Annotated in this window: 18 protein-coding genes; 9 read left to right on the top strand and 9 right to left on the bottom strand. The window is 67.9% G+C overall.

Going from position 1 to position 20,571, the window contains the following annotated elements:
• Window positions 1–50: 50 nt before the first annotated feature.
• Window positions 51–1,688: a class I adenylate-forming enzyme family protein gene (locus tag SR870_RS15220; protein ID WP_322514380.1), complete on the bottom strand. Its 1,638-nt coding sequence runs from the start codon at window positions 1,686–1,688 to the stop codon at window positions 51–53.
• A gap of 173 nt (window positions 1,689–1,861) precedes the next feature.
• On the opposite strand from SR870_RS15220, the gene SR870_RS15215 reads away from it, so the two are divergent.
• The 4 genes from SR870_RS15215 (at window position 1,862) to SR870_RS15200 (ending at window position 5,206) form a co-directional block, all read left to right on the top strand.
• Window positions 1,862–2,485, top strand: coding sequence for an NUDIX hydrolase (locus tag SR870_RS15215; protein ID WP_322518279.1), 624 nt, complete (start codon window positions 1,862–1,864; stop codon window positions 2,483–2,485).
• A 118-nt stretch (window positions 2,486–2,603) separates the two neighbouring features.
• The gene (locus SR870_RS15210) at window positions 2,604–2,978 is read left to right on the top strand and encodes a protocatechuate 4,5-dioxygenase subunit alpha (RefSeq protein ID WP_322514379.1); all 375 of its coding nucleotides are present in this window, start codon (window positions 2,604–2,606) and stop codon (window positions 2,976–2,978) included.
• A 13-nt stretch (window positions 2,979–2,991) separates the two neighbouring features.
• Window positions 2,992–3,849 carry a class III extradiol dioxygenase family protein gene (locus SR870_RS15205; RefSeq protein ID WP_322514378.1) on the top strand — a complete coding sequence of 286 codons (858 nt, stop codon included), beginning with the start codon at window positions 2,992–2,994 and terminating at the stop codon, window positions 3,847–3,849.
• Between the two features lie 169 nt (window positions 3,850–4,018).
• Window positions 4,019–5,206 carry a cytochrome P450 gene (locus tag SR870_RS15200; protein ID WP_322514377.1) on the top strand — a complete coding sequence of 396 codons (1,188 nt, stop codon included), beginning with the start codon at window positions 4,019–4,021 and terminating at the stop codon, window positions 5,204–5,206.
• Window positions 5,207–5,396: 190 nt separating this feature from the next.
• Here the strand turns inward: SR870_RS15200 and SR870_RS15195 are convergent, their stop codons facing one another.
• The 7 genes from SR870_RS15195 to SR870_RS15165 form a co-directional block, all read right to left on the bottom strand.
• Window positions 5,397–5,666: a hypothetical protein gene (locus SR870_RS15195; protein ID WP_322514376.1), complete on the bottom strand. Its 270-nt coding sequence runs from the start codon at window positions 5,664–5,666 to the stop codon at window positions 5,397–5,399.
• A 213-nt stretch (window positions 5,667–5,879) separates the two neighbouring features.
• Entirely contained in the window at window positions 5,880–6,260 is a 381-nt protein-coding gene (locus SR870_RS15190) for a hypothetical protein (protein WP_322514375.1), read from the bottom strand.
• Between the two features lie 64 nt (window positions 6,261–6,324).
• Window positions 6,325–7,308: a small ribosomal subunit Rsm22 family protein gene (locus SR870_RS15185; protein WP_322514374.1), complete on the bottom strand. Its 984-nt coding sequence runs from the start codon at window positions 7,306–7,308 to the stop codon at window positions 6,325–6,327.
• A gap of 218 nt (window positions 7,309–7,526) precedes the next feature.
• Entirely contained in the window at window positions 7,527–10,991 is a 3,465-nt protein-coding gene (smc, locus tag SR870_RS15180) for a chromosome segregation protein SMC (RefSeq protein WP_322514373.1), read from the bottom strand.
• A 495-nt stretch (window positions 10,992–11,486) separates the two neighbouring features.
• Window positions 11,487–11,669, bottom strand: coding sequence for a hypothetical protein (locus tag SR870_RS15175; RefSeq protein WP_322514372.1), 183 nt, complete (start codon window positions 11,667–11,669; stop codon window positions 11,487–11,489).
• Window positions 11,670–12,632: 963 nt separating this feature from the next.
• Entirely contained in the window at window positions 12,633–13,304 is a 672-nt protein-coding gene (locus tag SR870_RS15170) for a DsbA family protein (RefSeq protein WP_322514371.1), read from the bottom strand.
• A gap of 133 nt (window positions 13,305–13,437) precedes the next feature.
• Window positions 13,438–13,935 carry a DUF721 domain-containing protein gene (locus tag SR870_RS15165; protein ID WP_322514370.1) on the bottom strand — a complete coding sequence of 166 codons (498 nt, stop codon included), beginning with the start codon at window positions 13,933–13,935 and terminating at the stop codon, window positions 13,438–13,440.
• A 28-nt stretch (window positions 13,936–13,963) separates the two neighbouring features.
• On the opposite strand from SR870_RS15165, the gene mutY reads away from it, so the two are divergent.
• The 3 genes from mutY (at window position 13,964) to SR870_RS15150 (ending at window position 17,039) form a co-directional block, all read left to right on the top strand.
• Window positions 13,964–15,088 (top strand): A/G-specific adenine glycosylase, encoded by a 1,125-nt coding sequence (mutY, locus tag SR870_RS15160; RefSeq protein ID WP_322514369.1) that lies wholly within the window; start codon window positions 13,964–13,966, stop codon window positions 15,086–15,088.
• Between the two features lie 129 nt (window positions 15,089–15,217).
• Window positions 15,218–15,754, top strand: coding sequence for a PAS domain-containing protein (locus SR870_RS15155; protein WP_322514368.1), 537 nt, complete (start codon window positions 15,218–15,220; stop codon window positions 15,752–15,754).
• On the top strand, window positions 15,717–17,039 hold the full coding sequence (locus tag SR870_RS15150; protein WP_322514367.1) for a methyl-accepting chemotaxis protein: 1,323 nt from the start codon (window positions 15,717–15,719) through the stop codon (window positions 17,037–17,039). Before SR870_RS15155 ends, SR870_RS15150 begins: the two co-directional genes overlap by 38 nt.
• Before the next feature lie 320 nt (window positions 17,040–17,359).
• On the opposite strand, the gene SR870_RS15145 is transcribed toward SR870_RS15150, so the two are convergent.
• Complete coding sequence (locus SR870_RS15145; protein ID WP_322514366.1) at window positions 17,360–18,493, bottom strand: site-specific DNA-methyltransferase; 1,134 nt, start codon at window positions 18,491–18,493, stop codon at window positions 17,360–17,362.
• A 363-nt stretch (window positions 18,494–18,856) separates the two neighbouring features.
• Between SR870_RS15145 and SR870_RS15140 the strand changes: the two genes are divergently transcribed.
• A complete protein-coding gene (locus SR870_RS15140) occupies window positions 18,857–19,771 on the top strand; it encodes a neutral zinc metallopeptidase (RefSeq protein WP_322514365.1) in 915 nt (304 codons plus the stop codon).
• A gap of 154 nt (window positions 19,772–19,925) precedes the next feature.
• Window positions 19,926–20,474, top strand: a complete 549-nt coding sequence (gene moaB, locus SR870_RS15135) for a molybdenum cofactor biosynthesis protein B (RefSeq protein ID WP_322514364.1) — start codon at window positions 19,926–19,928, stop codon at window positions 20,472–20,474.
• Window positions 20,475–20,571: the final 97 nt, after the last annotated feature.

The raw sequence follows: 20,571 nt of genomic DNA, 5'->3' as shown, positions 1-20,571 counted from the left end.
GCGCATGACGATCCGTGGCGGTGAGAGTCGGTGCGCACAACCTGCGTCGACTAGGCCCGTGCGTAGCTCGCCGCCCGCTCCGCAATCGTCTCCCGCAGCACCGTCTTCTGGATCTTGCCGTTGGCGTTGCGCGGCAGTGGCTCGGAACGGATGATGATGCTTTCCGGCACCTTGTAGTCCGACATCCGCGCCGCGCAGTAGGCGGCGACGTCGCGCTCGCTCAGCCGCGCATCCCCGTTGGTCACCACGATGGCGTTGACGCGTTCGCCGAGCACGGGATCCGGCGTGCCGATGATCGCGGTCTCCAGCACGCCGTCGATGCCGCAGATCACGTTCTCGACCTCGGCCGAGAAGATCTTGAAGCCGCCGCGGTTGATCATGTCCTTCTTGCGGTCGAACACCCGGACGAAGCCGTCGGCATCGATCGAACCGATATCGCCGCTGCGCCAGTAGCCGCCGACGAACTCCCTGGCGTTGGCATCTTCCCGCTGCCAATAGCGCGGCACCACCATCGGCCCCGCGATCAGCAACTCGCCGGGCTCGCCCGGTGCGACCTCGCGATCGTCGGCGTCGACGACGCGGACCTGCGCATAGGGGATCGGCTGGCCGACGCTGTCCATGTGATCGCGCCAATGGGCCTGCGGCATGATCGTGGTCGGCGACGTCGTCTCGGTCGCCCCATAGGCGTTGCGCAGTTGCAGTTGCGGCAGCCGCTTCGTCAGCATCTCGATGGTCGGCACCGGCATCGGCGCGCCGCCGAAGCAGCCGATCCGCCACGCCGACAGATCGTAGCGGTCGAACTCCGGATGCATCGCCGCCAGCGTGTAGATCGCCGGCACCAGGATCGACCAGGTGATCTTCTCGCGGCTCGCCAGCGCGAGGAAGTCCGCGGTCTTGAACGCCTGCCGCATCAGCACCACGCAGCCGCCGGCGGCGAGCGTGGCGTAGGTGACGCCGACCAGGCCGGTGACATGCGACAGCGGCACCGCGACCAGGCCGCGGTCGCGTTCGGTCAGTTCATGCGCGCGGGCGAAGGCGTAGGCCGAATGCAGGATGCTGAGATGCGTCAGCTCGGCGCCCTTCGGTTTGCCAGTGGTGCCCGAGGTGTAGAGGATCACCGCGGTGTCGTCCTCGTGCATCGCCACAACAGGTGCGTCGGCGGGTGCGGCCGTCAGCAGATCGTCGAACGACCGCGCGCCGTCCGCCTCGCCATGCGCGGCGAAGCGATGCGTCAGCGTCGGGACGTCGACGGCCTCCGGAATCTCCGCGGCGAGTTCGGCCTCGAACACCAGCACCTTGGCGCCGCTGTTGCCGAGCAGGAAGTCCAGCTCGGCCTTGCGCTGCCGCGTCCCGATCGGCACCAGCAGCGCGCCGATCCGGTTGCAGGCCAGCGCGCAGGCGACGAATTCCCGGCAATTGCCGAGAAACAGCGCGACCCGGTCGCCCGCCGTGACGCCGAGGCCGGCCAGCGACGCCGCGATCCGGCGGACGAGGTCGTCGAGTTCGCGATAGGTCAGCGTGGCGTCCTCGTCGACGATCGCCGGGCGGTCGCCGAATTTCGTCACCAGATCGTCGACCATCGCCGCCAGCGTCGGCGGGCGGTCGGCGAAGCACAGCATCGTCCGGTCACCGTAATGCGTTTCGCGGCGCAGCGATCCGCCGATGCCGGAAGGGGCCCAAAAAGTCATGCGCGTGTCCTCGTCGTCGTTTCGTCTTCGTTTCTTGGGGCGCCGCGGTGCGTCCGCGATCAGCCCGGCGACGGCTCTGCGTCCGCCGCGGGCAGACTATCCGCCCGACGCGCCTGCCGCCAGTCGCAACGCGCATGTCCGCCGCACTCGCTCTGCGGCGTGGTACGTTCTATATGCTGCGCAAGCAGTTTCATGCAGCGGACGAGGATGTGACCTTGCGGGCACCAGTGCTGGCAGCGGGCGGGATTGTATTGCGGCGCGGCGGTGAGCCGTTGTTCGCCGTTGTCCACATGCGCAAGCGCAGCGATTGGGTGCTGCCGAAGGGCAAGCTCGACGACGGCGAAACGCCGCGCGACGCCGCCGAGCGCGAGGTGGTGGAGGAGACCGGGCATCTCGTCGAGGTCCACCAATTCGTCGGCACGCTCGCCTATGAGGTCGGCGGCCGCTCCAAGGTGGTGCATTTCTGGCGGATGGAGGCGGCGCCGGTGCAGACCCGGCCGCTGATGAAGGACATCCGCGCGATCGACTGGCTGCCGCTGGACGAAGCGGTCCTGCGGCTGTCGCGCAGCTACGAAAAGGCGTTTCTGGCCCATGTCGGGCCGCTGGTGCTCGACTCCGCGGCGCGGACCGTGTCGTCGCCGCCCGCGCCGGCACCCCATCCCGCGCCGCCGGCCGATGACGAACCGGTCGCCGAGCTGACCGTTTCACCGTCGCTGGCGCTGGAGCAGCCGGGCGATGCGCAACCCACCATGCTGCAGCGCATCCGAGCCTGGTGGCGCGGCCGCTCCCGCGCGTGACTGCGCCGGCGGCCCGCCGCTGATTTGATCCAGCTCAATCCCGGGTTCCCGCCTCCGCATATCGTTCGCGAAACGCGGCCGCACGGCCGCGATCGGAAACGATCAGGAGGGGACGGCCATGAATCAGGCTGTGGCGCGCGAACGCATCGGCGCCAAGCGCGAAATCTTCGGGACGCCGATCTTCGGCCCGGAGGCGGCGCAGAAGGGCTACGCCCTCAACAAGATGTGCTTCTCCTTCAATTCCGCCGCCGCCCGCGCCGAGTTCGTCGCGGACGAAGCCGCCTATTGCGCCCGCTACGGCCTCACCGCGGCGCAGACCGACGCGATCCTGAAGCGCGACCTGCTGAAGCTGCTCGCCGAGGGCGGCAATGCCTACTACCTCGCCAAATTCGCCGGCATCCTCGGCCTCAACATGCAGGACATCGGCGCGCTGCAGACCGGCATGAGCGTCGAACAGTTCAAGGCCAAGCTTCTGGCCGCCAGAGATTCGTGAAGGGGGAGCGCTCATGGCGACGATCATCGGCGGCCTCGCCGCCTCGCACGTGCCCGCGATCGGCGGCGCGATGGCCAGGGGCCTGCAGAAGGACCCCTATTGGGCGCCGTTCTTCGACGGCTTCGACGCCACGCATCGCTGGCTCGACGCGGTCAAGCCCGACGCCGCGGTGGTGATCTACAACGATCACGGCCTCAATTTCTTCCTCGACAAGATGCCGACCTTCGCGGTCGGCGCCGCGCCGGACTATCGCAACGAGGACGAAGGCTGGGGCATTCCGGTGATGGCGCCGTTCAGGGGCGACACCAGATTGTCGTGGCACATCATCGAGACGCTGGTGGAATCCGAGTTCGATCCGGTGACCTGCCAGGAGATGCTGGTCGATCACGCCTTCAGCCTGCCGATGGAATTGTTCTTCCGCGAAAGGGCGCACGACATTCCGGCGGTGCCGGTGGTGGTCAACACCGTGCAGCATCCGCTGCCGAGCCTCCGCAGGTGTTTCAAGCTCGGCCAGGCGATCGGCCGCGCCATCGAGAGCTATCCGGAAGATCTGAAAGTCGTGGTGATCGGCACCGGCGGGCTGTCGCACCAGCTCGAAGGCGAGCGCGCCGGCTTCATCAACACCGCGTTCGACCGGCGCTGCATGGACGCGATGACCGGCGACATCGACAGCCTGCTCGGCATCGACCCGCACGAACTGGTCGAACTTGCCGGCAGCCAGGGCGTCGAGGTGATGAACTGGGTCGCGATGCGCGGCGCGCTGCTGGGCGACGTCCACGAGCTGCACCGCAACTATCATTTGCCGATCTCCAACACCGCGTCGGGAATCATGCTGCTGGAGAACCGGCCGAAGCTGGCGCAGGCGGCGTAGCGCTTCGTTGATCCGCTGAACTCGCCCCACAACAACCGTCATGCCCGGGCTTGACCCGGGCATCCACGAAGCCAAGCAGCGCGGTGCCTGTTGCCGTGGATGGCCGGGTCAAGCCCGGCCATGACGCGGTGGGAGGAGCGGCCGCTACAACACCCGAGGAAACACCGCAATGTTCAGCTTCGATCCCTACTCCCCCGCGGTCGATGCCGACCCGTTTCCGTTGTACAAGACCCTGCGCGACGCGCATCCGGTGTATTGGAGCGAGCCGGCGCAGATGTGGGTGCTGTCGCGCTATCTCGACGTCGCCGGCGCCGGCACCAATTGGCAGGTGTTCTCCTCGGCCAAGGGCAATCTGATGACCGAGCTGCCGGGCCGCGCCGGCGCCACGCTCGGCACCACCGATCCGCCGCGCCATGACCGGCTGCGTGGTCTCGTCCAGCACGCCTTCATGAAGCGCAATCTGGAGGCGCTGGCCGAGCCGATGCGCGACATCGCGCGCGACGCCGCCGAAGCGCTGCGCGGCCGCGAGCGGTTCGACTTCATCGCCGACTTCTCGTCGAAATTCACCGTCCGGGTGCTGTTCGCTGCCCTCGGCCTGCCGCTCGGTGACGAGCAGACGGTGCGCGACAAGGCGGTGCTGATGGTGCAGAGCGATCCCGTCAGCCGCGCCAAGGGGCCGGAGCATCTCGCCGCCTATGCGTGGATGCAGGACTACGCCGCGAAGGTGATCGCGCAGCGCCGCGCCGAACCGCAGAACGACCTGATCTCGCATTTCTCGATGGCCGAGATCGACGGCGACAGGCTCGACGAGCGCGAGGTGTTGCTGACCACCACGACGCTGATCATGGCCGGCATCGAGTCGCTCGGCGGCTTCATGAGCATGTTGGCGCTCAATCTCGCCGATTTCGCCGACGCCCGCCGCGCGGTCGCCGCCGATCCGGCGCTGCTGCCGGACGCGGTCGAGGAATCGCTGCGCTACAACACATCGGCGCAGCGGTTCAAGCGCTGCCTGCAGAGCGACCTGACGCTGCACGGCGTCACCATGAAGGCCGGCGACTTCGTCTGTCTCGCCTACGGCTCGGCCAATCGCGACGAGCGGCAGTTTCCGGACGCCGATGTGTACGATCTCAAGCGCAAGCCGAAGGGCCATCTCGGCTTCGGCGGCGGCGTCCACGGCTGCCTCGGCTCGGCGATCGCCCGGATGGCGATCAGGATCGCGTTCGACGAATTTCACAAGGTGGTGCCGGACTACACGCGGGTGCAGCCCCGGCTCGACTGGATGCCGTCCTCCACCTTCCGCAGCCCGCTGCGGCTGGAGATGGCGGTCGAAAGCCGGGCGAAGCAGGCCGCGGCGTAGCTCGGTCTGATGAAATCGGCGTTCGTCCCAAGCGCCGCGTCATCCTGAGGCACGGCGTGCGCGGCACGCCGTGCCTCGAAGGATGAGCCGCCAGCGCGCGCGTCCGCATCCTTCGAGGCGCGCTACAGCGCGCACCCCGGATCAAGTCCGGGGCAGGCTCTCGGGATGACGGCACCTGCCACGTTTCGAGCTAATCGTCTTCGCTCGAGATCAGCGCCGCTCCGGTCAGCGTCGTGACGATTCCGAAGGCGAGCGCGCAGGTGATGGTGAAGTCGGCGAGCCGGAAGCCTGAGGGATCGAGGGCCATCAGCACCGGCCGGACGCCGTAGGCGGACCACGTGGCCAGCAGCGCGAAGCCGAGGCCGAGCGCGACGCCCATCATACCGTGGCCGGCGAGCGCGATCGCCCGGGTGACGGTCTGGGCGGATAATCTGCGGATCCGTGGCGACGGTTCGGGCATGCGGCGCCTCCTCGATGAGGCGGCAACGCGTCCGTCCGCGCGACGTTCCTCGGCAGGCCGACCGAATTGCAAAGCCTGCTATCAGCCGCATCGGCGGCCTGAATCGACCATCCTGAGGGACCTCGGTTATTGCGCCGTCGATCAAAGCAAGGGCTTCCCCCACGTCATGCCCGGGTCGAGCCCGGCCATGACGGGGCGTGAGTGGACGATGACTTACGGCTTGGCGATGTGCCAGGCGCCGTTGAGGAAGCCGTCGCCGGTGGTGTCGCCGGGCTTCATGTCCTTGGCGAACGTATACAGCGGCTTGCCCTTGTAGGCCCACATCTTGGAGCCGTCGTCGCGCGTCACGATGGTCATGTCGGCGGTCGGCTTGGCGCTGGCTTCGGCTGCGAGCGGCGGCCAGTTGGTGGCGCAGGGGCCGTTGCACATCGACTTGCCGCCGGCATCCTTGTCGAACGTGTAGAGCGTCATGCCCTTGGCGTCGACGAAGGTCTTGCCGGCCGGGGTGTCGGCGGTCTTGAGCGTCATGGCGGAGGCCGCGGACGCGGCGAGCGCGAAAACGGCGGCGGTGAAAAGCGTGAGCGTGCGGGACATGGTGACTCCTGGTGATCGGGGCGACGCGGGGCGCGTCGTCCTCACCAACAGCGCCGCGCGCCGATTATTCCCGTGCCGTGTCGGTGCTGATCGCGTCGCCCCAACTCAGCCTTCGGAACCGCGCATAGGCCGGCTTGTCGCGGCGCGGCGCGACGACGTGCGCGAGCCCCTGCGGCGTGCACAGTTTCGCCGTGATCGCCGCCTTGGTCAGCTCCGGCTGCGTCAGCACGCGCGAGGGCCGCGACGGCGGCGGGCTGCGGCTCAGCGCGACGTAGATGAATTTTTCGTCCTCGTAGGGAAGTTCGGCGCCCTTGAGGTGTTGATGCAATCTGGACCGCGGCAGCCGCTGCACGAAATGGCACCAGTCCGGCGGCTGCAACGGGCAGGCATTGTCGTGCGGGCACGGCGCGATCACGCGCGCGCCCTGTGCGATCAGCCGGGCGCGGACCGCGAGGATGCGGGCGTAGCCGGCCGGCGTGCCGGGCTCGATGATCAGCAGCGTATCGCCGGTCTTGCGCCACAGGGCGTCGGCGAAGCCGTCGCGCGCGCTGTCGTCGAGTTCGTTGATGACGTAGCTCGCGATCACCAATGCGGCCTCCGGCGCGTCGCCGAGCAGTTTGCGCGCGTCGCCGAGTTGGTAGTTGGCTTTCGCGAGCCGGCTGTCCTGCGCCAGCGTCAGCGCCAATGTACGCAGCGCGCCGTTCGCATCGAGCAGCGTGAAGCCGCTCAACGACTCGAATGCCTGCGCGGCGGCCCAGCTCGCGGTGCCGGGTCCGGCGCCGACATCGAGCAGCGTCGCGGGCGCGAAGTCCGGGCGGATCTCGCGCAGCGCATTCAGGCTCGCCGCCACCGCCGCATAGGTCGCGGGCATCCGCGCCCCCGCATAGGCCAGCGCGTCGGTCGCGGTCCTGATCGGCGACGAATTCCCGCCGTCGCGATAGGTCTGTGAGATAGCAGCCGCCCGCGTCGCCGCCGCGTCGCGCTGCAGCCCGTGCAGCGCCTGCTCCAGCGCGGCCTTCAATTCGGCGGGGAGGGCGGGGGAGATCATGTCTTACCCTCCCCTGGAGGGGGAGGGTCGCTCGCGTAGCGAGCGGGGTGGGGTGGCGAAGAGTTCATCCGCCGTGCCCGCTTCTCACCCCACCCCGTCACGCATCCCGCACAGCGGGCTGCGTGCCGACCCTCCCCCTCGAGGGGAGGGTGAAGAAAGCGCCGGCGCGATAGCCCAAGATATTCCATCGACGATCGCCTCGCCCCTGAGAGGGGAGCTCACGCCACGTGCTGATCCAGGATCTCCACCGCGCCTTCGAGGTCGACGGAGACGAGTTGCGACACGCCGCGCTCCGCCATGGTGACGCCGAACAGCCGGTTCATCCGCGCCATGGTGATCGGGTTGTGGGTGATGATGATGAAGCGGGTTTCGGTGGTCGAGGTCATCTCGTTCAACAGGTCGCAGAACCGTTCGACGTTGTGGTCGTCGAGCGGCGCGTCGACTTCGTCCAGCACGCAGATCGGCGACGGGTTGGTGAGGAACACCGCGAAGATCAGCGCCATCGCGGTCAGCGCCTGCTCGCCGCCGGACAACAGCGACAGCGATTGCGGCTTCTTGCCGGGGGGCTTGGCGATGATCTCGAGGCCGGCCTCGAGCGGATCGTCGCTCTCGATCAGCTTCAGCTCGGCCTCGCCGCCGCCGAACAGCGTGGTGAACAGCCGCTTGAAATGGCCGTTGACCACTTCGAACGATGCCAAGAGCCGCTCGCGCGCCTCCTTGTTGAGGCTCTGGATGCCGGTGCGCAGCTTCTTGATCGCCTCGACCAAATCGTCGCGCTCGGCGGCGAGCGAGCCGTGCTGGGTCTCGACTTCGTTGAGCTCTTCCTCGGCGCGCAGATTGACGGCGCCGAGCCGCTCGCGGTCGCGGCGCAGCTTTTCCAGATCGGCCTCGATCTCGGCGAGCGGCGGCAGCTCCACGCCCTCCTGGACCTCGGCGAGCGAGGCGGCGGCCTGCGGCTCGACTTCGAGCATGTCGCGGATCTCGCGCTCGACGTCTTCGAGCCGGCGTCGCGCCGCTTCCATCCGTTCCTCGGCGCGGGCGCAGGCTTCGCGGGCGCTGGAGAGAAGTTCGAGCGTCGCTTTCGCGGCGCGGTCGGTGTCGGCCATCGCCCGTTCGGCGGTGGCGAGCGCGTCGGCGGCGGTGCGGCGGTCGCTCTCGGCGTATTCGATCTCGGTGATGATCGCGCTGCGCTTCTCGGCGAACACGGTCGGCGCGTTGTCGAGTTCGGCGCGCTCGGCGGTCAGCTCGGCGACGCGCTCTTCGACGGTCGCGATCTGCGACGCCGCGCTCTGCTTGCGGTGGATCCACTGGTTGCGCTCGGCGACGATCGCCTGCAGCCGCTTGTCGGCGAGCTCGGCTTCACGCGCCAGCGCCTGCGCCTCGGCGCGGACCTGTGCGGCGAGGCGGCGGTGGTTTTCGATGTCGCCGCGCACGGCAGACAGCCGCTGTTCGGCATCGTCGTTGGGCGCGAGATCCGCCAGCGCGTTCTCGGCGGTCTCGCAGGCCATCTCGGCTTCGAGCCGGTCGGCGGCGAGGCGCGAATGCGCCTCGGTCAGCGCCGAGCGCCGCGCGGCGTGGCGGTTGATCTCGCGTTCGGCGGCGGCGTGGCGTTCGCGCGCGGCATCGACCTCGCGGCGGGCGCCGCGGAGCGACTCGCGCGAGGCGGTTTCGGCCTGCGCGGCGTTGCGCAATTCGGCCTCGGCCATCTCCAGCGCGTCGCGCTTGGCGGCGGCGTCGATCCGCGCCTGTTCGAGGTCGTTCTCGATATCCACGAGGCGGGCGCGTTCGGCGAGGCGCCGCGCCGCGCCGGTCGGCGCGTGGGCCGAGGCGACGAAGCCGTCCCAGCGCCAGACGTCGCCGTCGAGCGACACCAGCCGCTGGCCGGTCTTGAGGAGCCCGACCAGCTCGCCGCCGCGCTCCTTCGCCACCACGCCGATCTGCGCCAGACGCCGCGCCAGCTCCGGCGGCGCGTTGACGTGGCTACTCAGCGCCTCGACGCCGTCCGGCAGCGCCGGATCGTCGGCCTGCACGCCGATATCGGTCCAGCGCATCGGCGCGGTCGGGTCGACCGGCGCATCGAGATCGTCGCCCAGCACGGCGCCGATCGCCTTTTCATAGCCCTTGGCGACCGTGATGCCGTCGATGATCGGCGGCCACAGATTCTTGGTCTCGCCGTTGAGGATCTTGCTGATCGTCTTGGCTTCGGTCTCGAGCCGCTGCACCCGCTTGTCGGCTTCGGTCACCGGGCCGCGCGAACCCTCGAGCTTCTGCCGGGCGCCGACATGCGCGGCTTCGGCCTGCTGCACCGAGGCTTCGAGTTCGGCCAGCGTCTCCTGCGCCATCGCCACGGCTTCGGCGAGTTCGTCGACATTGCCGGCGCCGCTGGTCTCCGCCGTCAGCCGCTCGATCTCGCTGTCGACGTTCCTGATCTCGGTGTCGAGCCGGCCGAGCCGGTCGCGATGGCTGCGCACCGCCTGCTCGAACTGGTTGCGCCGCGCGGTGAGCTGGGCGAGCTGGGTGGTGAGTTCGGCGAACAGCCGCTCGGCTTCGCCGAGGGCTTCCTCGGCGAGGCCGACGCGCTCGTCGACGCCGCCGCGCTTCTCGACCCGCTCCAGAATCTCTTCGCGCAGTTCGATGTCCTCGGCCTGCAGCCGTTCGAGTGCCGCGTCGGCGTCGATCGCCTGTTGCTGCTCGCGCGCGACGTCGGAGGAAAACTGCGCCAGCCGGCGCTCCAGCTCGACGACGCGCTCCTTGGCGCGGGCCTCTTCGCGGTCGAGCAGTTCGCGGGCGTTGACCAGCCGCTGCAGGCCGGCGGCGGCGCGCGCCTCGGACTCGCGCAGGCCGGGCAGTTCGGAAGCGCGGTCGGCCTGGATGCGGGCGGCCTCGGCCTGCTCGCGGGTGCGCTCGGCGAGTTCGCGGACGCCGAGATCGTGCACCTGCGCCGCGGCGGCGACCTCGGTGTTCGCGTCGCGCCAGCGCAGATGATACAGCATCGCCTCGGTCTTGCGGACCTTGGCGGCGACTTCGCGGAACCGGATCGCCTGCCGCGCCTGCTTCTTCAGCCCGTCGACCTGCGACGACAATTGCCCGATCACGTCCTCGACGCGGGTGAGGTTGGTTTCGGCCGCCTTCAGCCTCAATTCGGCCTCGTGGCGGCGGGCATGCAGGCCGGCGACGCCGGCGGCGTCTTCCAGCACGCGGCGGCGCTGCTCGGGTTTCGCCTGAATGATCTCGCCGATCTTGCCCTGGTGGACCAGCGCCGGCGAGCGCGCGCCGGTGGCGGCATCGGCGAACAACAGCTGCACGTCGCGGGCGCGGACCTCGCGGCCGTTGATGCGATATTGCGAGCCGGCCTCGCGCTCGATCCGGCGGGAGATTTCCAGAATCTCCGAATCGTTCAGCGCCGCCGGCGCAGTGCGGTCGGTGTTGTCGATCGACATCACCACTTCGGCGTGGTTGCGCGACGGCCGGTTGCCGGAGCCCGCAAAGATCACCGCGTCCATGTCGGTCGCGCGCAGCGATTTGTGCGAAGTCTCGCCCATCGCCCAGCGCAGCGCCTCGACCAGATTGGACTTGCCGCAGCCGTTCGGCCCGACCACGCCGGTCAGCCCCGGCTCGATCATGAAGTCGGTGGGCTCGACGAACGACTTGAAGCCGTGAAGGCGGAGACGCGTGAGTTTCATCTGGTCCGATGCTCGTTTGGCCGCGATTCGGGCGGCGCGTGCGAATCTCTCAAGGGCCACAATACCATAGCGGCATCACGGCGGCGCGATTCGCTCGCAACCGGCGGCATATTCAGCCGGCGACAATGGCCGCCCGGAACAGAGTGAGCAACCGCGGAACCGGGCTTTTCCACGGGGGGATTTGCGGGAAAGGCGCGAGAAAGCTGGGGATTTCGAGGGGCGGCGAGCTCCGGAGCGGCTTCCGTAAGGACGCTGCGCCATTCAGCGCGCGCGGCGCGATCATCTCTCGTTCGTCATTCCGGGTCGCTCACGGAGTGAGCGAACCCGGAATCTATAGCCCCTGGACTCGCGGTGACGCACCGTGGCGGCGCCGCGCGCTTCGCCAGCGCGGTGGTTATGGATTCCGGGTTCGCGCTGCGCGCGCCCCGGAATGACGGAGGCGAGAGGTTTTCCGGGGCGATCGTCAGGAGCGATGTCCTCAAGCGCTGACCACGATCACGCCCGATCACGCTCGGCGCGGATCACGTCGGCCGGCGCTACCGACAGGGTCGTCTCGGGGCGGCTGCGCAATCGCGCGCGCAGAGATGCGTTGGCTTGACGTTTGCTGTGCCAGATCACGCCGGCGGTCATCAGCATTGCGACAACCGGAACGGCAAGTAAGTAGAGGATGTCGGTCATCGGATCCTCCGCAGCGCACTGCGACCCAACAAATGTAGGGCCGCTCCCAGCACTGCGCAACCGAGGCCTTGGTGTCCCGCACGATCGCCTCTTGACAATAATCCTATTATGATTATAGTCCGCGTCGTCCTGTCCGTGAGGGGCGCTTCGCGAGGCGTCGTACAAGCGGGACAGATCGCGAAGGCCGGGCAACCGACCGGAGTGATAGTCCGGGATAGCCAGCTTTGCTGGCGAAGCCGGGTGGACGCGGCGTCCTGCGCGTTGCGGCTCGCACCCGCACGTCCGGGAGGCAGAGGTCACCGTCCGCCGCTACTACGAGCGGCTGCCGCTTTCGTGGCTGGACGGGCGCAGCAAGGCCGGGGAGATCCCGCTCCGCTGTGTTCCCGGAAGAACGGTCCCGATGCCCAAAACCGCCGCGGTGGGCGCGCCGGAACGGCGTTGCGCGGTCCTTCGCAAGAAGTGATCGCGAGAACCACCACCAACCCGCGCCGACCGGCGCGCCCCCACCCCTCGCTGTGACAGCGACGGGTGCACACCTCGGGCTCGATGGAGCCGCGAGAAGAATTTCGCTTGGCTGTTTGATAGTTGAATCGGAGATCGTGGAGAGGCAGTGCGCTTGCCACCTCCACTCCCGTCATGCGCGGGCTCGACCCGCGCATCCATCGCGCGCGTCAGCGCGCTACGACGAGTCTTTGCGAAGAGGATGGATTGCCGGGTCGAGCCCGGCAATGACGTTGTTCGATGACAATGACGCGGTTCAGCGACACGATGTGGGGAGACGCCTCTTTCCCCTCTCCCCTTGTGGGAGAGGGTGCCTGAGACGCGAAGCGTCGAAGGCGGGTGAGGGGTGCCGCGGGCAGTGCGCAGGAGAGGCGCGCAACAGCCCCCTCATCCGTCGCGGACTGCGTCCGCGCCACCTTCTCCCACGAGGGGAGAAGGAAGAAGAGCCTCGGCGCTCCCGCCTCAGCTCTTCAGCAGCGGGTCGATGCGCTTGGCGAATTCTTCCAGCGAGGTTTCGCCGCGCAGCATCTCGCCGTTGATGAAGAAGCTCGGGGTCGAGTTCACCTTGAGCACTTCGTTGGCGTATTTCTGGTCGGCGGCGATCTTGTCGAGCAGCGCCTGGTCCTTGAGGCAGGTCTCGACTTCGGCGGCGCTGAGGCCGGCCTGCTTGCCGATCCGCTTGAGCTGCTCGGTGGTGTCCTTCATCACCCAGTCGGCCTGGGTCTTGAACAGCAAATCGGTGACGGCGAAGTACTTCACCGAATCGTCCTTGGCGATGCAGCGCGACAGCATCGAGCCGGCGGCGGCCTTGATGTCGAGCGGGAACTCGCGGAACACGTAGCGGACCTTGCCGGTGTCGATATAGGCAGCCTTCAGCTTCGGGAACACCTCCTCGGCGAAGGTCGCGCAATGCGAACAAGTCAACGAGGCGTATTCGGTGATGGTGACGGCGGCGTCCTTGGGGCCGAGCGCCATGTCGGGCAGCGCCATCGGCTTGGCGACGTCGGCGGCGGTGGCGGCCTTGGTGCTCTGGGCGAAGGCGTCGTCGATCAGGCGGAACGGCGAGACGCCGGCGAAAGCGGCGAGGCCGGTCAGCGACAAGGCGGCGGTGAAGGTGCGGCGCGTGATCATCAAGGTGCTCCAACGCGGCGGTCGCGCCGCCGAGGCATGAAGGGGCGCGGCGCGTTCGCCGCAGACAGGGCCGTTGGCTAGCTTGAAACCGCAATTGTGGCAATGCCGGGCCGAAACCGCGCCGCTCGCAAAAGCGTCAATTCCGCTTGATCGTGGCGCCGAGCCGGGCCAGCGCAATGCGCAGATCGTCGTCCTCGACGGCGTCGAGGCCGGCCGCGACCTTGGCGACGGCGGCGGCGTCCGGCGGCTTCGGCAGCGGCTTGCGGATCTTGCGCGTCAACGGCGCCTGGCGCAGCGCCAGTTTGCCGACCGCGGCCCAGCCGAAGAAGCGGTTGACCCGCTGCAGGATCTGGTCGGACGAATGCTGGATCTCCAGCGCCATCGGCCCTTCGACCCGCAGCACCAGCGTCGCCGGTTCCTGCTTCTGGCCCTCGACCGGGCGCGGCCATTGCATCTTCAGCGGCTCGCAATGCGCGGCGATCTGCGCGCCGGCGATCTCCGGCCAGCGGGTGACGAGTTCCCGCGCGGCAAAACCCTGTTTGGCGAACGCCTCGTTGAGCGTCGCGCCGAGCAGCCCCGACAGCGGCTTGGCGCTGATCGGGCCGGGCTTGTAGATCGGGGCGGGCTTGCTCATGGCATGATGCTTTGCGACGATACGGCCCATGAGTCTAGCAGAGAGTCCGGCGGCCGCGGCGCCGCGGCGGAAACGATCCCCGGTCATCACAGCGGAAGCGAGCGACGGCCCCGGCCGCCCGGCGGCGCTGCTGGCCTGGTACGACCGCCACCGCCGCGTGCTGCCGTGGCGCCCGCCCGCCGGCGCCGCCGCCGACCCCTATGCGGTGTGGCTGTCCGAAATCATGCTGCAGCAAACCACCGTCCGCGCAGTCGGTCCGTATTTCGAAAAGTTCCTGGCGCGCTGGCCGACCGCGAAGGCGCTCGGCGACGCTTCTCTCGATGACGTGCTGCGGATGTGGGCCGGGCTCGGCTACTACTCGCGCGCGCGCAATCTGCACGCCTGCGCGGTCGCGGTGGCGACGCAGCACGGCGGCCGCTTTCCCGATACGGAAGACGGCCTGCGCGCCTTGCCGGGCGTCGGTCCGTATACGGCGGCGGCGATCGCGGCGATCGCCTTCGGCCGGCAGACCATGCCGGTCGACGGCAATATCGAGCGCGTGGTGTCGCGGCTCTACGCGGTCGAGGACGAGATGCCCAAGGCGAAGCCGCGGATCCAGGAGCTGGCGCGCACGCTGCTCGGGCCGGCGCGCGCCGGCGACAGCGCCCAGGCGCTGATGGATCTCGGCGCCACCATCTGCACGCCGAAGAAGCCGGCCTGCGCGCTGTGCCCGCTCGACGACGGCTGCGCGGCGCGGCTGCGCGGCGACGCCGAGACGTTTCCGCGCAAGGCGCCGAAGAAGACCGGCGCGTTGCGCCGCGGCGCGGCCTTCGTGGTGATCCGCGGCGACGCCATCCTGCTACGCTCGCGCGAAGCGAAGGGTCTGCTCGGCGGCATGACCGAAGTGCCGAACTCCGAGTGGCTCGCGGGATACAGCGACGCCGCGGCGCGCGCGCAGGCGCCAAAGCTCGCCGGCGTCACGCGCTGGCATCGCAAGGCGGGACACGTCAGCCACGTGTTCACGCATTTTCCGCTCGAGCTCGTGGTCTACACCGCGCAGGCGCCGGCCGGGACGCGCGCGCCGAAGGGGATGCGCTGGGAGAAGATCGCCACGCTCGCCGGCGAAGCGCTGCCCAATCTGATGCGCAAGGTGATCGCGCATGCGCTCGACTAATCACGGTTCTAGCTCGTAGCATTCCGGATGCGGCGGATTTTGTGGATTTCCGCCGATGGTATTTTAAGCCGTCCTTAATCCGGCTGCTCTTAAGGACGGTTGTCACGTCAATCACATCGGAGACCGGCGATGGCCACAAAAATCCGGCCCACCGGCAAGGAAGTCGTGTTTCCCGCCGCGGAACTAATCGTCTCCAAGACCGATCTCAAGGGGCGCATCACTTACGCGAACCGGACGTTCTGCCGGATCGCCGGCTACAGCGAGGCCGAACTACTCGGCCAGCCGCACAGCATCATCCGCCATCCCGACATGCCGCGCGCGGTGTTCCGCCTGCTGTGGGAAACCATCGCCGCCGGCCGCGAGATCTTCGGCTACGTCAAGAACATGGCGCATTCCGGCGATCATTATTGGGTGTTCGCGCACGTCACTCCGTCGTTCGACGATGCCGGCAAGATCATCGGTTATCATTCCAATCGCCGCGCGCCGGACCGCAGCGTGATCGACAACGCGATCGCCCCGCTCTACGCCGAGGTGCTGCGGATCGAGAACAGCCACGCCAACGGCAAGGACGCGGTCGAGGCCGGCTATCGGGCACTGGTGGATTTCGTCGCTTCCAAGAAGGTCAGCTATGACGAACTCATGTTCGCTCTCAAAAGCGCAGCTTAACATCGCGATCGCGATCGCCGCCGCGACGATCGCAGCGGGGCTGGCCTGGATGAACTACCCGACGGTCGCGTCGGCGTTTCAGGCGGTCGCGCTGATTGCGGCGGTGCTTGCATTCGCCAGTGTGGCCACGGCCACGCGGCTGATCGAGCAGGCGCGCGACGTCTGCCAGCGGGTCGCGGACGGCGATTTCGAGGCGCGCATCCTGCACATTCCCACGTCGGGCCGCATCGGCGGTCTGCTCGGCGCGATCAACGACGTGATCGACGATTGCGACGCCTTCGTGCGCGAAGCCACCGCGTCGATGCGCGCGGTGCAGCAGCGCCGCTATTTCCGGCGCATCCTGCCGGGCGGGCTGCACGGCGCGCTGCTGCGCGGCGCCGCCACCTTCAACGACGCGACCGACAGCATCGAAGGCCGGATCCGGAGTTTCGAGCAACAGGCCGCGCGGCTCGAAGGCGCGGTCAGCACCGTGGTCGGCTCGCTCGATGCCGATTCGAAGGACATGCGCGAAACCGCCGGTCATCTCACCAGCGGCGCCTCGACGACGCGCGAACGCCTCACCGCGGTCGCCGGCGCGTCCGAACAGGCGAGCGGCAGTATGCGTCACGTCGCGGATGCGACGGCGGGCCTGTCGGCGAGCGCGCGCGAGGTCGGCGCCGACGTCGCACGCTCCGCCGAGATCGTCGGCCGCGCGGTGGCGCGGGTGTCGGAAGCGACCAGCAACGTCGCGGCGCTGCGCAGCGTCGCCGAGCGGATCAGCGAAGTGGTGAAGTCGATCGAGGCGATCGCCAGCCAGACCAATCTGCTCGCGCTGAACGCCACGATCGAAGCGGCGCGGGCCGGCGATGCGGGACGCGGCTTCGCCGTGGTCGCGCAGGAGGTCAAGGCGCTGGCCGAACAGACCGCGAAATTCACCGGCGAAATCGAATCGCAGGTCGATCACGTCCACGGCGCCGCCGACGTCGTCAGCCAGTCGATCACCGATATCGGCGCGGTGATGACCGAGGTCGAGAGCATCACCACCAAGGTCGCGGGCGCCGCCGAAGCGCAATCGGACGCGACCGCCGACATCGCCCAGACCATCGAGCAGGCCTTCGCGGTGGTCAGCGACATCGCCACCAGCATCCAGGCGATCGCCGCGAACGCGCGCGACACCGAACGCTACGCCGAATCGACCATGACGGCGTCGACGCATCTGTCGTCGAATTCGGAGACCCTCGCGGAGCAGATCCGCGGCTATCTCGGCCAGGTGCGCAAGGACCTGATCCAGCAGAACGCGGCGTGAGGTCGATCGAGTGACGAGCTTCGGATCGGAGCGGTGCTGTCTTGGCGTCGCTGAGTCGCGGTGGAGTCAGCCCGGATCAACTCATGGTAGCTCGCAACTGATTCCGTCATGGCCGGGCTCGTCCCGGCCATCCACGTCCTTCTCGCGGCTTCGGCTGCAAGACGTGGATGCCCGGCACAAGGCCGGGCATGACGGGTTGAAGCAAAAGCGCTCGATTTCATTGATCGCTTTTTGAGTCAGGCTCTGAGGAGCCCGGCGAAGCCGGGCGTCTCGAAGGATGAGTTGGTGAAGGCCGGGCTTGCGCCGAATCCGCAGAGCCGTCAGCCCGCCGCCATCGCGCTGCGCACTTCGGCGCGCAGTTCGTCGATCAGCCTGAGGCCCTTCGGCGTCTCGAGGTGCCAGAAGGTCCAGCCGTTGCAGGCTTCGGAACCTTGCGCCACCGCGCCGATGCGGTGGATCGAGCCGACCTTGTCGCCGAGCATAATGGCGCCGTCGGCGCGGACCAGGGCGCCGTGGCGCTTCTTCGAATCGACCAGCTTGGCGCCCGGCGAAATCATGCCGCGCTCGATCAGTTCGGAGAACGCCACCCGCGGCGCGTCGCGCGCGGTGAGGAACGGCTTCAGCGTGTCTTCCGGCAGCGGCTCGATCGCGTCGATCCGCGCCCGCGCCGCGTCGGCGTAAGTGCGGTCGCGCTCGAAGCCGATGTAGTTGCGGCGCAGCCGTTTGGCGACGGCACCGGTGGTGCCGGTGCCGTTGAACGGATCGATCACCAGATCGCCGGGTTTCGACGAACTCAAGAGCACGCGCGCCAGCAGGCCTTCCGGCTTCTGCGTCGGATGCACCTTCTTGCCGTCGGTGCCCTTCAGCCGCTCGTCGCCGGTGCACAAGGGAATCAGCCAGTCGGAGCGCGCCTGGACGTCTTCGTTGGAGGCCTTCAGCGCCTCGTAGTTGAAGGTGTAGCCCTTGGCGTTCTCGTCGCGCGCCGCCCAGATCATGGTCTCGTGCGCGTTGGTGAACCTGCGGCCGCGGAAATTCGGCATCGGATTGGTCTTGCGCCAGACGATGTCGTTGAGCACCCAGAAGCCCAGGTCCTGCATGATCGCGCCGACGCGGAAGATGTTGTGATACGAGCCGATCACCCAGATCGTCGCCGACGGCTTCATGATCCGCCGAGCGGCGAGCAGCCAGGCGCGGGTGAAGTCGTCATAGGCGGCGAACGACGAGAACTTGTCCCAATCGTCGTCGACTGCGTCGACCTGCGACTCGTCGGGGCGCTTCAGCGCGCCCTTGAGTTGCAGATTGTACGGCGGATCTGCGAACACCAGATCGACCGATTTGGCCGGAAGCTTCGACATCTCGGCGACGCAATCGCCGACGATGATCCGGCTGTCCGGAGCGGGTTCGAATTGAGTGCGGGGCGCCCTTGCAGACGCCCCGCGACGCGACAAAATCATGACTCAACTACTCTGACTCATGTGACGCCGTCGGAGACGCGGGACTAAACAACCGACTGGCGTCACCTTGCCCCGGCAAAGTAAAAATCGACTTAATTGAAATCGAATTCGTTGTTACCGGAACGAGAACGAGTGGCGGGTGTTTTCCCGGTCGCTCGCTGCCGGTTGCACCGAGGGGGTGAGATTGCGCTTCGTTTCAGGGGATCGGGTGCGTTCTGCCGTCTCGTCGATGCGCTGCGAACAGGCTTTTGATGTGCGCACTAGGCAATATTTGCCGGGCGGGTTATTTCTAATTGTCGCGGATGTGTTCGTGTCGGCCGTATCGTGCGGGCGGCGGTCCGCCGTGAAGCCGAGGAAAAACTGATGCGTGACGATGACTTCCGTCGCAGCGACAACATCGACGACCGGCGTGACAGCGGCGGCGGGGGCGGCGGCTTCGGGTTTCCGACCGGCGGCGGCGGCCTCGGCATCGGCGCCATCGTCGTGCTGGGTCTGGTCGGCTGGGCGTTCGGCATTGATCCGCGGCTGCTGATCAGCGGTGCCGAGGTTCTGACCGGCGGCGCGCCGACTCAGCAGAGCGAGCGGGCCTCGCCCGGCAAGCAGGGCGCCCCGACCGACGATATGGGCAAAATGATCTCCGGCGTGCTCGGCGAGATCGACGATCGCTGGACGGAGATCTTCAAGGCCAGCGGCCAGACCTATGTCGGGCCGAAGATCGTGCTGTTCCGCAATTCCACCAATGGCGGCCGCTGCGGCATGGCGCAATCGGCGATGGGGCCGTTCTACTGTCCGCCGGACAAGCAGATCTTCATCGACACCAATTTCTTCAAGCAGGTCGAGACCCGCTTCAAGGGCTGCTCCGGCAGCGCCTGCCGGTTCACCGCGGCCTACATCATCGCCCACGAGGCGGGACATCACGTCCAGAACCTGCTCGGCATCCTGCCGCGCGTGACGCGGCTGCAGCAGCAGGCGGGCTCGCGCGCCGAATCCAACGCACTGCAGGTGCGCGTCGAATTGCAGGCCGATTGCCTGTCCGGCGTCTGGGTCAATCGGGAAGAAAAGAAACGCCCGAACTTCCTGGAGCCCGGCGACATCGACGCGGCGCTGACCACGGCGAGCGCGATCGGCGACGACACGCTGCAACGCAACGCCGGCCGCGACGTGGTGCCGGATTCCTTCACCCACGGCTCGGCCGCGCAGCGCAAGCGCTGGTTCATGACCGGCTATCAGCAGGGCACGATCCAGTCGTGCAACACCTTCGCGGCGGAGAGGCTGTAAGAGAGGCCGAGACGCGCACAGCGTCATCCTGAGGTGTGCGCCCGACGGGCGCACCTCGAAGGATGGAAAACACGCACAGCATCATCCTTCGAGGCTCGCTTCGCTCGCACCTCAGGATGACGGTCGTAGCGTTGAGATGCAATTAGGATCGACAATGGCCTCCTCCGAACAGCCGAAGACTTTCATTCCTCTCAACATCGCGGTGCTGACCGTGTCCGACACCCGCGCGCTCGACGACGACAAGTCGGGTGCGACGCTGGTGGAGCGGCTGACGGCGGCGGGACATTTGCTGGCGTCGCGGGAGATCGTGAAAGACGATGTCGAGGCGATTCGCGCGATCGTGCGGCGCTGGATCGCCGACGCGAGCATCGATGCGATCATCACCACCGGCGGCACCGGCTTCACCGGCCGCGACGTCACGCCGGAGGCGATCGAGCCGCTGTTCGAGAAGCGCATGGACGGGTTCTCGATCGCGTTTCACATGATGAGCTACGCCAAGATCGGGACCTCGACGATCCAGAGCCGCGCCACCGCCGGCGTCGCGGGCGCGACCTACATCTTCTGCCTGCCGGGCTCGCCCGGCGCCTGCCGCGACGGCTGGGACGGCATTCTCGCCCCGCAGCTCGATTACCGCACCCGCCCATGCAACTTCGTCGAGATCATGCCGCGACTCGACGAACACCTGCGCCGCGACAAGGCCTGATCTCACAGCATCCGTGGTGAGCGGCTCCGCGGCTTGACAGTTCCGCCGGCTCACGAAACCATCCGTCCAAACGACAGCCGCGACCACGCGGCGATGA

This window comes from Rhodopseudomonas palustris (genome assembly GCF_034479375.1).
Taxonomy (GTDB): domain Bacteria; phylum Pseudomonadota; class Alphaproteobacteria; order Rhizobiales; family Xanthobacteraceae; genus Rhodopseudomonas; species Rhodopseudomonas palustris_M.
The sequence above is the reverse complement of the archived record's forward strand: the minus strand, read 5'-3'. Positions and strand labels throughout refer to the sequence as shown.